Below are 12,602 nucleotides of genomic sequence, written 5' to 3'. Positions count from 1 at the left end.
GATGAGGCTCGAGGCGGTCGCGAGCGACGATCCGCGCGACGTGCTCCGCGCCCTGCGCGGGGCGGTCCTCGGGGCGGGCCCCGCGGTCGCGCTCGGCGCCGGCGCCGACCTGCCCCGCACCGTCGCCGCCGGCACGGCGGTCGTGCTCACGACGTCCGGGTCGACGGGGGAGCCCAAATCGGTGCTGCTCTCGCGCTCGGCACTGACGTCGTCGGCGATGGCGACGGCCGCGCGCATCGGCTCCGGCCACTGGCTGCTTCCCCTCTCCGGCGGGTACATCGCGGGTGTGCAGGTGATGGTGCGATCGCTCGTCGCTGACCGCGAGCCGGCGATCCTGTCGGGCCGGTTCACCCCGGATGCGTTCGTCCATGCCGCCAGCGGCATGCGTTCGTACGAGGCGGGGGAGCGGGTGCCGGCGTACACGTCGCTCGTGCCGGCACAGCTGCAGACGCTCGTCGACGCGGCGGACGAATCGCCGGACGTCAGGCGCGCGCTCGAGTCCTTCGACGCGATCCTCGTGGGCGGCCAGGCGCTGCCCGCGCGCCTGCGCGAGCGGGCGGCGGCCGCGGGCGCGAACGTCGTCCGCACCTACGGCTCGACGGAGACGAGCGGCGGCTGCGTCTACGACGGGGTGCCGCTCGGCGACACGTCGGTCGAGATCGTCGACGGCGAGGTCCGCATCGCCGGTCCGACGCTCGCCGACGGCTACCTGAACGACCCCGAGCGCACGGCGGAAGCGTTCGACACCGACGGGGACGGCGTCCGCTGGTACCGCACGGGCGATTCGGGCGAGGTCCACGACGGCGTGCTGAGCGTGACGGGCCGCATCGACAACGTCATCGTCTCGGGCGGCGTGAACGTCTCGCTCGACCGCGTCGAGCGCATCGTGCGCGACGTGCCCGGCCTCGAGGAAGCCGTCGTCGTCGGCGCTCCGGACGAGCGCTGGGGCCAGACACCGGTCATCGCGGCCCCGCTCGCGGATCCGGATGCGGCCGCCCGGCTCCTCGAGGCCGCCAGAGCCGCGGTCGAGCGCGAGGCGGGCAAGCCCGCCCGCCCCAGCCGCCTCATCCGGGTCGAGGGGATCCCGCGCCTGTCGAGCGGCAAGCCCGACCGCCGCGCCCTCACGGCGAAGGCGGGCAGCGGACGGTGACCGCGACCCGCGCATTCACCTACCCCGGGCAAGGAGCGAGCCTGCCCGGCCGAGACGTTCCGCACGGCTTCCGCCCGATCGATCGCGAGGCGCGGATCGGCGAGGGGGATGCCGTGTTCCGCAGCGCCGCCGATGCGACGCTGCGCTGGGGGATCCAGCGCGGCGCGGGCATTCGGGTGGCGGCAGCGGATCGAGCGCTGTGCGCCGGCGATGAGGCCGTGCTGCGCATCCCTGGCTGGCCGCGGGACGTCCCCTGCCGGATCGTCTATGTCGTCGACGAGCCGGACAGAGCGGGCTTCGCCTACGGAACGCTCCCCGGTCATCCCGAGCGGGGCGAGGAAGCCTTCCTCATCGAACGGCGCGATGACGGATCCGTCTGCGTCCGCATTCGGGCATTCTCTCGCCCGGCCGGGCTGATCTACTGGCTCGGCTACCCGGTTCTGCGCCTGTTGCAGGAGGTATTCACGAGGCGGTATCTGCGCGCGCTCGCGCCCGAGCGGCTGCCGCGATAGGACGGCGGCGCCGCGGTCACACCGGCCGCATACGGGCGCGCCGATAGAATCTCCCGCGTGGCAAGAGCGAAGCATCAGCGCAAGGTCAGCGGGAACCCGGCGAAGCGGGGGAGCGCGCAGGCGCCGCCGCCCGCGCCCGTGACGTTCCGCGACTGGGTGGGCGCCGCGCGCCTGCGCACGCTGCCGCTCGCGGTCTCGCCCGTCCTGATCGGCACGGGCGCCGCCGTGCGGGCCGACCCCGACCATCTCTTCCACTGGGTCATCGCCCTCGCGTGCCTCGCCGTCGCCGTCGCCCTGCAGATCGGCGTGAACTTCGCGAACGACTACAGCGACGGCATCCGGGGCACTGACGACGACCGCATCGGCCCCGCCCGCCTCACGGCGAGCGGCCGCGTCACGCCGCGTGCCGTGCTCACGGCCGCGCTGATCTTCTTCGGGATCGCGGCCGTCGCGGGCCTGGCGATCGTCATCCGGACCGGCCAGTGGTGGCTGATCGCGGTCGGCGCGGTGTGCATCGTCGCGGCGTGGTTCTACACGGGCGGCAAGCGGCCCTACGGCTACAACGCGCTCGGCGAGGTCTTCGTCTTCGTGTTCTTCGGCCTCGTCGCGACGCTCGGAACGACGTGGGTGCAGGCGCTCCAGCTCTCGCAGGAGGCGTGGTTCGGCGCGATCGCGGCGGGCCTCCTCGCCTGCGCCGTTCTGCTCGCCAACAACCTCCGCGACATCGACCAGGATCGCGTCGTCGGGAAGCGAACGCTCACGGTGCTGATCGGACGCGTCGGCACGAAGATCCTCTACACGCTCTTCGTCGTGGTCGCATACGGCATCGTGCTCTGGATGGCGTACATCGCCTACCCGATGGCGTGGCTCGTGCTGCTGTCGCTGCTGCTGCTCGGCCCCGCGCTCCTGATCGTGTGGACGTACCGCAAGCCGGGCGAGCTCGTGCCGGCGCTCGCGCTCACGTCGATCGGTTCGCTCGTGTTCGGCGCGATCCTCGCCTGGGCGTACGTCGCCTGAGCCGGGGCGCTACCGGTCGCCGCGGGCCTCGTCGTTCGCGGCGTCCTCGAGGGCGTCCTCCTCGTCGCGCTCGCGCTCGATGCGGCCCTTCGCCGTGCGGGCCTCGCGGCGCGCGGCCATGCCGGTCGTCACGTCCGTCAGCGGCTTGCGCAGGAGGATGATCGACAGGCTCAGGCCGATGAGGGCGGCGAAGATCGCGGCGAGCCACCAGAGGTTCTGGAACACCGGCATCAGCATCATCAGCCCGAACGGCACGAGGAAGAAGGCGAGGCGGGCGACGGCGTAGAGGGCGAACTTCACGCCACCCATGCTAGGCATCGCGCCTGTGCATTCCCGGCGCTCGAACGCGCGATGCCCGCGGCGCCGGACGGCGCCGCGGGCATCGGAAGGGGATCGGGCTCAGAGAACGGCGGAGAGGAAGTCCCTCGTGCGCTGCTCCTGCGGGTTCGCGAAGAACTCGTCGGGGGCGCCCTCCTCGACGATGCGGCCCTTGTCGAACATGAGCACGCGGTTCGACACGTCGCGGGCGAACTGCATCTCGTGCGTGACGATCAGCATCGTCACGTCGGTCGTGCGCGCGACCTCGCGCAGGATGTTCAGCACCTCGCCGACGACCTCGGGGTCGAGCGCGCTCGTGACCTCGTCGAGGAGGAGGATCTCCGGCTCCATCGCGAGGGCGCGGGCGATCGCGACGCGCTGCTGCTGACCGCCCGAGAGCGAGGACGGGTGGGCGTCGGCCTTGTCGGGCAGGCCCACCTGCTCGAGCAGCTCGTGCGCGTGCTTCTTCGCCTCGTCCTTCGACTGGCCGAGCACGTGCACGGGCGCCTCGATGATGTTCTCCAGCACCGTCATGTTCGGGAACAGGTTGAACTGCTGGAACACCATGCCGATGCGCTTGCGCATCTCGTTGCGGTGCTTCTCCTTCAGAGCGACCCTCTTGCCGCCGCGCAGTTCGTGCGTGAGCGCCTGGCCGTCGACGAAGATGTACCCGTCGGTCAGCTCCTCCAGCGTCATCACAAGGCGGAGGATCGTCGTCTTCCCCGACCCGGAGGGGCCGATCAGCGTCACGCGGTCGCCCTTGCGCACGACGAAGTCGAGCTGGTCGAGCACCGTGTGGTCGCCGAAGCGCTTCGTGACGCGGTCGAACCGGATGGCCGGTACGTCGCCGTCGGCGAGCTCGATCGCACCGGTGTGCGTCGGGACGGGGTCCTTGTGCGTCTCATCAGGTGTAGGCAAGGCGCTTCTCCAATCGGGTCACGAGGAGCGAAGTCGGGTAACTGGCGGCCAGGAACAGCAGACCCGCCACGGTGATCACTTCGATGTAGCGGAAGTGCGAGCCGCCGTAGGCCTGCGCCGAGCCCAGCATGTCGATGACCGTGATCGTCGCGAGGAACGGCGTCTCCTTGAACATCGAGATCACGTAGTTGCCGAGCGCGGGTGCCGTGGCGCGCACCGCCTGCGGCACGATCACGGCGGTCCAGGTGCGGCGGCGCGACATCGACAGCGCCGTCGTCGCCTCCCACTGACCCGGAGCGACGGAGTCGATGCCCGCGCGGTACACCTCGGCCATGAACGTGGCGTAGTGCACGCCGAAGACGACGATGCCGATGACCATGGGGTCGATCTGGACGAACGCGAAGTAGATGAACAGCAGCTGCACGACCAACGGGGTCATCCGGATGAAGTTCATCAGGAACGTGATGACCTTCTCGACCGGCACCGGCACGCTGCGGCGCAGCAGCTCGAGGCCGAGGCCGAGCGCCGCCGCGATCGCGCTGCCGACGATCGTGACCAGCAGGGTGACGCTCAGGAAGGTCCAGAGCATGTCCGGGAGCGCGGCGAAGACGTGCTCCCAGTTCCACAGGGACTCGTCGATCATGCTGCCGGCTCCTTCTTCTCATCCGGGGCCACGGGTGCGGGACGCACGCCCACCCCGAGCCGGCGCTTGGCGCGGCGTTCGAGCAGCGTCATCAGGCCCGAGAACGCGTACGCGATGCCGAAGTAGACGATGAGCGCGAGCGTGTAGGTGAAGAAGACGTCACCCGTCGCCTGCCGCAGGTTGTTGAACTCGGCGGTCAGGTCGACGATCGTGATCAGATACACGACCGCCGTGCCCTTGATGAGCTGGATCAGCAGGTTGTTCAGCGAGGGGATCATGAGCGCCCACGCCTGCGGGAAGATGACCCGCCGCATCCTCTGTGCCTTGCTCATCGACAGTGCGGTGGTGGCCTCCCACTGGCCCTTCGGCACGGAGTTGATCGACCCGCGGACGACCTCGGCGCCGTATGCGCCGTAGTTGAGGCCGAGCCCGAGGATGCCGACGAGGACGGCGGGGAGCTCGACGTTCATCGGCGGCAGCGGCAGCACGAAGAACAGGAAGAACAGCTGCACCAGCAGAGACGTTCCGCGGAAGAACTCGATGACGGTACGGGCCGCGCCGCGCACCCAGACGTTCTTGAAGCGGGCGAGGAGCCCGAGGGTGATGGCGATGACGATCGCAAGCAGGGCGCCGCCGATCGAGAGTTCGAGGGTGATCAGCAGCCCGTCGAACAGTCGTGGCAGCGCCCTGACGAGCGCGTCGATATTGTCTGACACGTGAGGTGCTCCGGCCTCCGCTTACTGGAGGTCCTCGAGGTCGCCCGCGCAGAGCTTCTCGGTCGTGACGTTCTCGGGAGGCAGGTTCTCAGCCGTGAAGCCGAATTCCTCGACGAGGCCGAGGTAGGCCGACTCGTCGCCCGTGATCTTCGCGAGCTCCTCGTTGTAGGCCTCGAGCAGCTCCGTGTCGTCGGCGCGGAACACCGTCGCGCCGGCGCCGACCTGCTTCACGCCGTCGATCTCCTGCACGAAGGCCTCGGTGGTCTCGAGGTCTTCCATGCTCTCCGTCATCCAGTTCAGCGACACCGCCGTCAGGGCGAAGGCGTCGGCGCGGCCGGATGCGACGGTCTCGAGGCCGTTGGCGGCGCTGTCGACGGGAACGACGTTGTCGTAGCCGCCGAGCTGTTCGATGTACCCCTCCTCGATCGCACCCGTCTGCACGGCGAGGGCGATGTCACCGTCGCTGGCGAGCACCGAGTCGAGGTCGCTCAGCCCGTTCGGGTTGCCGGTCGGGACCGCGAGCGTCGTGGTGTACATGATCTCGGGGTCGCTGAAGGCGGCCTGCTCGCAGCGCTCGGGCAGGATCGACATGCCGGCGCTGACGACGTCCCACCGGCCGGCGTTCAGGCCGGGGATGAGGTTGTCCCACTCGACCTGCTCCACCTCGATGTTGTCGATGCCGAGGTTGCTGAAGATCTCCTCGTGGATGGCGATCGTGCCGCCGGTCGGCTCGCCGTCGTCGCCGACCCACGAGTAGGGCTGCTCGCCGTTGATCGCGAGCGTGATGGTGCCCTCTTCCTGCAGCTGCTCGAGGGTGCTGCCGGCCTCTTCGCCGGAGCCGTCGCCGCCGCCCGAACAGGCGGCGAGTCCGAGCGCGAGCACGCCGACGCCGGCGAGGCTCGCGGTTGTCTTGGTGCGTCGGATCATCGTGATTCCTCTTTCGTGATCTTCGACGCGAACTCGTGGCACGCGCCGTAACGGGACGCGGCCCAGACTCTCACAGTGTCGAATTCAAAGCAATCCGATTGTCTTCTTGTAAACAATCCGACACAATCGGGTGGATGCGAGAATTGTTGCATGCGAGAACTGCTGCCGGACAGGAGGGGTGACGTCGTGGCGAAGCCCTCGATCAACGGCGCCCAGCGCGCCGTCGTGGCCCTGGAGCGCACCTCGACGGTCCACCTCGTCGCCGCGGAGCTGCGCAAGGCGATTCTGACGGGCGCCCTGCCCGTCGGCGGTCCGATCGGAGAGGTCGAGATCGCGGCGCAGCTGGGGGTGAGCCGCGGCCCGTTGCGCGAGGCCGCGCAGCGCCTCGTGCAGGAGGGCCTGCTCGTGTCATACCCCGGCCGCGGCATGCGCGTGCGCCGCATCGGGCCTGACGAGGTCGCCGACCTCTACGAGGCGCGGCTCGCTCTCGAAGGACATGCCGCACGCCGCCTCGCGCAGCAGCCGGACCGCGTGCAGACGGCCGAGCTCGAGGCCGCCCTGGCGCGGTTGGCGGCCGTGAGCGAGGGCGACGACGCCGTGCCGATCGGTGATGCCGACATCGCGTTCCACCGCGAGCTCGTGCGCCTCGTCGGCAGCGCGCACCTGTCGGATCGCATCGACACGCTCCTCGCGGAGACCCGCATCGCAACGCTGAGCATGTCGGACGGCTTCCAGGTGCGCCGCTCGGTGTCGCCGACCTACCGCGAGCTCATCGATGCGATCGGCGAGGGCGACGGCGAGGGGGCGGCCGACGCGCTCTCGCGGCAGTTCGAAGACGCGGTCGCGCGCCTGACGGGCAAGGACGACTCCGCCGAGACCGTCGAGTCGGACTTCGACGAGAAACCCGTCTTCCCGCGCATCGACGCCCCGCCGGCCTGATCCGCGGCCGCGTCGTTCCGCTCGTGCCGAACGTGCGGCTGGTGCATACGGGCTCGGCGTAGTCTGGAAGGTATGGCACGACTCCTCCTCATCGGCGCGGTGGCCGCCGTGGTCTTCACGGTGATCAGCATCATCGACTGCGCCGTGCAGCCCGCGACCCGCCATCGCGGTGCGCCGAAGGGCGTGTGGATCCTGATCACCTGCGTTCCCGTGATCGGCGGCATCCTCTGGTGGACCATCGGCCGCTCCCGCGGCGCCACTGGCTCGTTCCGCGTGCCGAACGCCCCCGACGATGACCCGTCGTTCCTCAGTGAGACCGCCCAGAAGGAGGCGGACGACCGCATCCGCCAGCTCGAGGAGGAGCTGCGCAAGCTCGACGAGGAAGAAGCGGAGCAGGGCGCCGACGACGCGGCCCACGGCGACGAGAGATCGCCGAGCCGCGACGACGAGAGCCCGGATGCAGATGAGCCGGATGACAAGGGCACCGGTGGCCGGAGCAACGGCACGGGCGGGCATCCGGACGCGCAGGCGTGACCCCCGTGCGCGCGCCCACAGGTGCTCGTGAACGAGGCACATCCGACGGGACGCACGGGAGCCGGGCGTGACGCCGGTCGAAGGTGCTGCCGATGAAACGGCGGCGGGGTCGGACGCCGCCGGCGGTGCGGCCCGGGCGCGCACCGCGACGGCCTACTCGGCCGCGGTGAGCCCGGCGACGGGGGCCGCGTGCGCCGTGCTCGCCGAGCTCGTGTCGCGGGGGCTCCGCCACATCGTCGTGAGCCCCGGCTCGCGTTCGCAGGCCCTCGCGCTCGCGGCGGCGGAGCTCGAGCGGCTCGGCCGCATCCGGATGCACGTGCGCACCGACGAGCGCTCCGCCGCGTTCACGGCCCTCGGCATCGGGCGGGAGACCGGCGTGCCGGCCGCCCTCGTGTGCACGTCGGGGACGGCCCCGGCCAACTACCTGCCCGCCGTGCTCGAGGCGCATCACGCGGGTGTGCCGCTGCTTCTGCTCACGGCCGATCGCCCGCCCGAGCTGCGCGGCATCGGCGCGAATCAGACGACCGACCAGGTCGGCATGTTCGGAGGGTCGCTGCGCTTCTCGGCCGACGCGCCGACGCCGGAGGGCGGGCCGGATGAGGCCGATGAGTTCCGGATGCTCGCGGCGGAGGCGTTCCGCGGTGCTGTTGGCGGGGCCAGGGGCGTTCAGATCTGGTGGACCGGCACCGCCCCCGCCGGCTCACCGGAACGGCCGCAGCACGAGGTGCGGGTGCATCGCGCCGCACCGGGCCCCGCGCAGCTGAACCTGCCGTTCCGCGAGCCGCTCGCGGGCGCGCTGCCCGCTGGTTTCGGGGTGCGCAGCGGCGCCGCCGGCCGGGGAGGAGCGGACGCGTCGCTGCGTGTCGGCGCTGCGGCGTCGCGCGCCGACGGTCTCGCCGCGGGCACGGACTCGCTCGGCGACGAGCCGTTCGGCCCCGCCGGCAGCGGGCCGCCGGCGGGGGACGCAACCGCGGGCGACGACCAGCTGCGCCCTGCGCGGCCCGGGCCGCTGGTGCTCGGGCGCGGCCCCCGCACCGTCGTGCTGGCGGGTGCGGATGCCGGCCCCGCCGCGGTCGAGGCCGCGCGCGCCGCGGGCTGGCCTCTGCTCGCCGAGATCGTCAGCGGCGCGCGCACGACGGCCGACGCGGTGCCGCGCTACCGCTTCGCCCTGCGAGATCCGGAGCTCGGTGGTCGCATCGAGCGCGTCGTCGTGTTCGGTCACCCGACGCTGAACCGTGAGGAGACGGCGCTGCTGTCGCGCGCCGACGTCGACGTCGTGGCGGTGCCCTCGGGCGGTGAGCGCCTGAACCTGAACGGCGCGACGCGCGATGCGATGTGGGGCGTCGAGCCGCCGCTCCGCGACGCGAACGACGCCTGGCTCGCGGCATGGGAGCGGTGGTCCGAGACGCACACCGCCGGTGCGCCCGCGCCGTCACAGGTGCAGAACGTCGCGCCGACCGATGCCCTGTCCGGCGCGGATCGCACGGCTGGTGGGAGCGACGGCGTGGCAGCGGCGGGCTCCCGTGCAGCCGCCGACGCCGGTCGGGGCCCCGACGCGCTCGATCGCGAGGCGCTCGTCGCCGCCGTATGGGAGGCGAGCGGCCCGGATGACCGGCTGATGTTCGGCTCGAGCCGCCTCGTGCGCGTCGCCGACGACACGCTGCCGCCTCGCGACGTGCGAGTGCACGCGAACCGCGGCCTCGCCGGCATCGACGGCACGATCGCGACGGGCATCGGCATCGCGCTCGCGAGCCAGGATCAGCCGGGCGCGCCCGCACCTGCGGTGCCGCCCGCGCCCGTGACCCGCGTGCTCCTCGGCGACCTCGCGTTCCTGCACGACGCCGGGTCGATGCTGCTGCCGGATGCAGAGCGCCCGCCGCGCATCCAGGTCATCGTCGGCAACGACGGCGGCGGCACGATCTTCGACGGCCTCGAGGTCGCCGCCGTCGCGGGCCGCGCCGCGATGGACCGCGTGCAGTACACGCCGCAGTCCGCCGACCTCGCGAGCCTCGCGGCCGCCTACGGCTGGGCGCACACCCGCGCCGGGACCGAGGCGGAGCTGCGCGACGCGCTGGCGGCGCCGCCGCACGGCCCCCACCTCGTCGAGGTGCCGCTCGCGCGCTGATGCTCGCCCGCCGAGCGCGCGCGGAGCATCCGGGTGCTCCGGCAGCGCGCGACCCGCCGACGCGTCGTCCTGGTCGCGCGCGCGGAAGCCCTCGCGCACATCCGGCAGGATGAGGGCATGATCGCGATCAACCGGGACCGTTGGACCGTCGACGCGGGAGAAGCGCTGCGCGCGGGCCCCGACTTCCTCATCAAGCGCGTCGACCCTCGATCGACGCCGGGGTACGTCGGAGGCAAGAAGGACGGCGAGCGCGATCTCGCCGCGGGGCTGGGGCCGCTGAGCGAGCTGCAGGAGCGCCTGTTCGCGGAGAGCCGCGCCGGCGAGACGAGCGACCGCGTGCTGCTCGTGCTGCAGGGGATGGACACGGCCGGAAAGGGCGGCATCGTGCGCCACGTGGTCGGCGGCGTCGACCCCCAGGGCGTCGAGCTCGCCTCGTTCAAGGCACCGACCGAGGAGGAGCTCGAGCACGACTTCCTCTGGCGCATCGCCAGGCGCGTGCCGGGCGCCGGCATGATCGGCGTCTTCGATCGGTCCCACTACGAGGACGTGCTGATCGGGCGGGTGCGCGCGCTCGCCGGCCCGGACGAGCTCGAGCGGCGCTACGACGCGATCAACGAGTTCGAGAGCAGGCTCGCGGCATCCGGGACCCGCATCATCAAGGTGATGCTGCACATCTCGTACGATGAACAGGGGGAGCGCCTCGCCGAGCGGCTCGAGCGGCCGGACAAGCATTGGAAGTACAACGCGGGCGATGTGGCGGAGCGCAAGCACTGGTCGGCGTACCAGGACGCCTATCAGACCGCGATCCAGCGCACGTCGACCCCGGACGCCCCGTGGCACGTCGTGCCCGCCGACCGCAAGTGGTACGCGCGGCTCGCGGTGCAGCAGCTGCTCCTCGACGCGCTCGCGGGCATCGATCCGCAGTGGCCGCTGGCCGACTTCGACGTCGAAGCCGAGAAGGTGCGCCTCGCCGCGACGCGCTGAGCGTGGGGCGCGGCTCGGCGCGCGGGATCGAGGAGGTCCGGCGGGTTCGAGGAGGAATTCGGCAGCTTCGTCCTCGAAGTTGCAGGTTCTCCTCGGGGGCGCGCGGCGCCCCGGGGCGGGTGGTGAAGACGCGCGGGTGCGTGTCTGCCGTGGGCGTCAGTTCGCGCGGGCGGCCCAGCGTGCCAGTGCGGCTACGAGCGCGCGGTGGCCCGCCGCCTCGTACGAGCGGCCGTCGTGGCCGAGCACGTCGACCGCGACGCGGGAGGGGCCGAACTCGCGCAGCCACGCCGCGGGTTCGGGCGACCCGTCGCCCGCGTGCCACGCGACGACGCGGCGGTCGCCGATCTGCTGCAGGCGCGTGTACCGCTCGTCGTCGACGTCGAACCCGGACAGCCCGCCGAGCTCCGGCGCGTCCTCGACGCGCACGGCCGTGTCGCCGCGCGGCGGGTGGTAGCTCAGCCCCGGCATCCAGATCGCGCCGACGGCGGCCGCCCACTCCGGGTAGTCGCGCAGCGACGCGACCGCGGTATGCGTCGCGAGGACGCCGATGCCGCGGTCGAGCGCGGAGCGCAGGCCGGCGAGCGAGGCGGCGGGCGCAGCGGCGGTCTCGTCATCGCCGCGCCAGGGGTCTCCCGCGTTCACGACGAGCAGGTCGGCGCCGTCGAGCGAGGCGAGCGCGTCGTCGACGTCCGCGTTCACCTCGGCGTCGAAGCCCACCTCTCGGAGCACGCCGGCGATCGCGGCGCTCGTCTCATCGAACGGGTGCCACGGGTCGGCGTAGCGGCCGGAGCCCGACGCGATGACCGCCCGCGCGCTCACGCGAACACCTCGCCGAAGAACGCCAGTTGCGCGCGCTGCTGCGTCCATTGGCCGCCCTCGTGGCCGTTGTACGGGTACACCTCGATGCGCTTGTCGCCGCCCGCATAGTGGTTGAACTGCGCGTACACGGTCGACGGCGGGCAGACGGCGTCGTAGAGACCGACGGAGTACAGCGCCGGCGCTGTCGCACGGGCGGCGAAGTTGACGCCGTCGAAGTAGCTGAGCACCCGGAAGACGTCCTCCTCCTCGCCCCGCCGGGTCTGCAGGTAGCGGGCCAGCTCGTTGTACGGGTTCTGGTCGGTGATCCGGAGCGCGCGGCGGTAGTGGCTCAGGAACGGCACATCGACGGCGGCGCCCGCGAGCCCGTCGCCGAGCGCCGCGGCCGCGATCGCGATGCCGCCGCCCTGGCTCGCGCCCGCGACGGCGACGCGGTCGGTCGAATCGTGTGCGCGCGCCGCGTCGACGGCGAGCGCGGCGTCGGTGAACAGGCGTCGGTAGTAGTAGTCGCGCGGGTCCTCGATGCCCGCCGACATCCGGCCGGCGATCTGCGGGGCGCTGCCGACGGGGTCGGTGGTCGCGCCGGGGCGGTCTCCTGTGCCCTGCCCGCGGCTGTCCATGACGAAGACGGCGTACCCCGCGCTGGGCAGCAGCGTCCAGTGCTCGGGCACGCCGCGGCCGCCGCTGTAACCGATGAAATGCACGACCGTGCCGCGGACCTCCCCGCGCGGCCGCACGAGCCAGCCCCGGATGCGGTGGCCGCCGAAGCCCGAGAAGCTGACGTCGTCGACGAGCAGATTCTTCAGCCCCACGTCGACGGGCGAGAACTCCGGGGCCGCCGCGAGATCGCGCGCCTCGGCGAGGGTGTCGCGCCAGAACGCGTCGAAGTCGTCCGGTTCCTCCCTCTCGGGCAGGTAGGTGCGGAGCTGGTCGATCGGCATGTCGAACTGGGCCATGCTCGGATTCTGCCAGCTCGGGCGCGCCCGCCGCGCGCAAGCGGACA

The 12,602-nt window shown here is 72.0% G+C and carries 14 protein-coding genes; 7 read left to right on the top strand and 7 right to left on the bottom strand.

All coding sequences use genetic code 11. The features are described from left to right. The first annotated feature begins 1 nt into the window (after position 1). The 3 genes from C0010_RS06620 to C0010_RS06610 are packed head-to-tail and all read left to right on the top strand — an operon-like array spanning position 2 to position 2,679. Entirely contained in the window at positions 2-1,150 is a 1,149-nt protein-coding gene (locus C0010_RS06620; RefSeq protein ID WP_105566267.1) for an AMP-binding protein, read from the top strand. After that, the gene (locus C0010_RS06615) at positions 1,147-1,662 is read left to right on the top strand and encodes a DUF1990 family protein (RefSeq protein ID WP_105566266.1); all 516 of its coding nucleotides are present in this window, start codon (positions 1,147-1,149) and stop codon (positions 1,660-1,662) included. The genes C0010_RS06620 and C0010_RS06615 overlap by 4 nt, the downstream gene beginning before the upstream one ends. 57 nt (positions 1,663-1,719) lie before the next feature. Continuing rightward, positions 1,720-2,679: a 1,4-dihydroxy-2-naphthoate polyprenyltransferase gene (locus C0010_RS06610; RefSeq protein WP_232531785.1), complete on the top strand. Its 960-nt coding sequence runs from the start codon at positions 1,720-1,722 to the stop codon at positions 2,677-2,679. Between the two features lie 9 nt (positions 2,680-2,688). On the opposite strand, the gene C0010_RS06605 is transcribed toward C0010_RS06610, so the two are convergent. The 5 genes from C0010_RS06605 to C0010_RS06585 all read right to left on the bottom strand — a co-directional run bounded on the left by C0010_RS06605 (position 2,689) and on the right by C0010_RS06585 (position 6,201). After that, positions 2,689-2,979 (bottom strand): DUF4229 domain-containing protein, encoded by a 291-nt coding sequence (locus C0010_RS06605; RefSeq protein WP_232531784.1) that lies wholly within the window; start codon positions 2,977-2,979, stop codon positions 2,689-2,691. Positions 2,980-3,078: 99 nt separating this feature from the next. Then, the gene (gene ehuA, locus C0010_RS06600) at positions 3,079-3,861 is read right to left on the bottom strand and encodes an ectoine/hydroxyectoine ABC transporter ATP-binding protein EhuA (RefSeq protein WP_105566400.1); all 783 of its coding nucleotides are present in this window, start codon (positions 3,859-3,861) and stop codon (positions 3,079-3,081) included. 40 nt (positions 3,862-3,901) lie between these two features. Further along, positions 3,902-4,558: an ectoine/hydroxyectoine ABC transporter permease subunit EhuD gene (ehuD, locus tag C0010_RS06595; protein WP_105566263.1), complete on the bottom strand. Its 657-nt coding sequence runs from the start codon at positions 4,556-4,558 to the stop codon at positions 3,902-3,904. Beyond that, positions 4,555-5,274 carry an ectoine/hydroxyectoine ABC transporter permease subunit EhuC gene (gene ehuC, locus C0010_RS06590; RefSeq protein WP_105566262.1) on the bottom strand — a complete coding sequence of 240 codons (720 nt, stop codon included), beginning with the start codon at positions 5,272-5,274 and terminating at the stop codon, positions 4,555-4,557. The genes ehuD and ehuC overlap by 4 nt, the downstream gene beginning before the upstream one ends. Before the next feature lie 21 nt (positions 5,275-5,295). After that, positions 5,296-6,201: a transporter substrate-binding domain-containing protein gene (locus C0010_RS06585; protein ID WP_105566261.1), complete on the bottom strand. Its 906-nt coding sequence runs from the start codon at positions 6,199-6,201 to the stop codon at positions 5,296-5,298. A 150-nt stretch (positions 6,202-6,351) separates the two neighbouring features. Between C0010_RS06585 and C0010_RS06580 the strand changes: the two genes are divergently transcribed. The 4 genes from C0010_RS06580 to C0010_RS06565 all read left to right on the top strand — a co-directional run bounded on the left by C0010_RS06580 (position 6,352) and on the right by C0010_RS06565 (position 10,783). Then, a complete protein-coding gene (locus tag C0010_RS06580) occupies positions 6,352-7,140 on the top strand; it encodes a GntR family transcriptional regulator (protein WP_105566260.1) in 789 nt (262 codons plus the stop codon). A 72-nt stretch (positions 7,141-7,212) separates the two neighbouring features. Continuing rightward, entirely contained in the window at positions 7,213-7,674 is a 462-nt protein-coding gene (locus C0010_RS06575) for a PLD nuclease N-terminal domain-containing protein (protein WP_105566259.1), read from the top strand. Between the two features lie 166 nt (positions 7,675-7,840). After that, complete coding sequence (locus tag C0010_RS06570) at positions 7,841-9,799, top strand: thiamine pyrophosphate-binding protein (protein WP_174150270.1); 1,959 nt, start codon at positions 7,841-7,843, stop codon at positions 9,797-9,799. A gap of 117 nt (positions 9,800-9,916) precedes the next feature. Next, positions 9,917-10,783 (top strand): polyphosphate kinase 2 family protein, encoded by an 867-nt coding sequence (locus tag C0010_RS06565; RefSeq protein WP_105566399.1) that lies wholly within the window; start codon positions 9,917-9,919, stop codon positions 10,781-10,783. Between the two features lie 156 nt (positions 10,784-10,939). On the opposite strand, the gene C0010_RS06560 is transcribed toward C0010_RS06565, so the two are convergent. Then, on the bottom strand, positions 10,940-11,602 hold the full coding sequence (locus C0010_RS06560) for a ThuA domain-containing protein (protein WP_232531782.1): 663 nt from the start codon (positions 11,600-11,602) through the stop codon (positions 10,940-10,942). Continuing rightward, positions 11,599-12,555 carry an acetylxylan esterase gene (locus C0010_RS06555; RefSeq protein WP_105566256.1) on the bottom strand — a complete coding sequence of 319 codons (957 nt, stop codon included), beginning with the start codon at positions 12,553-12,555 and terminating at the stop codon, positions 11,599-11,601. Before C0010_RS06555 ends, C0010_RS06560 begins: the two co-directional genes overlap by 4 nt. Positions 12,556-12,602: the final 47 nt, after the last annotated feature.

The organism is Microbacterium halophytorum (assembly GCF_002970975.1).
Lineage (GTDB): Bacteria > Actinomycetota > Actinomycetes > Actinomycetales > Microbacteriaceae > Microbacterium > Microbacterium halophytorum.
The sequence above is the reverse complement of the archived record's forward strand: the minus strand, read 5'-3'. Positions and strand labels throughout refer to the sequence as shown.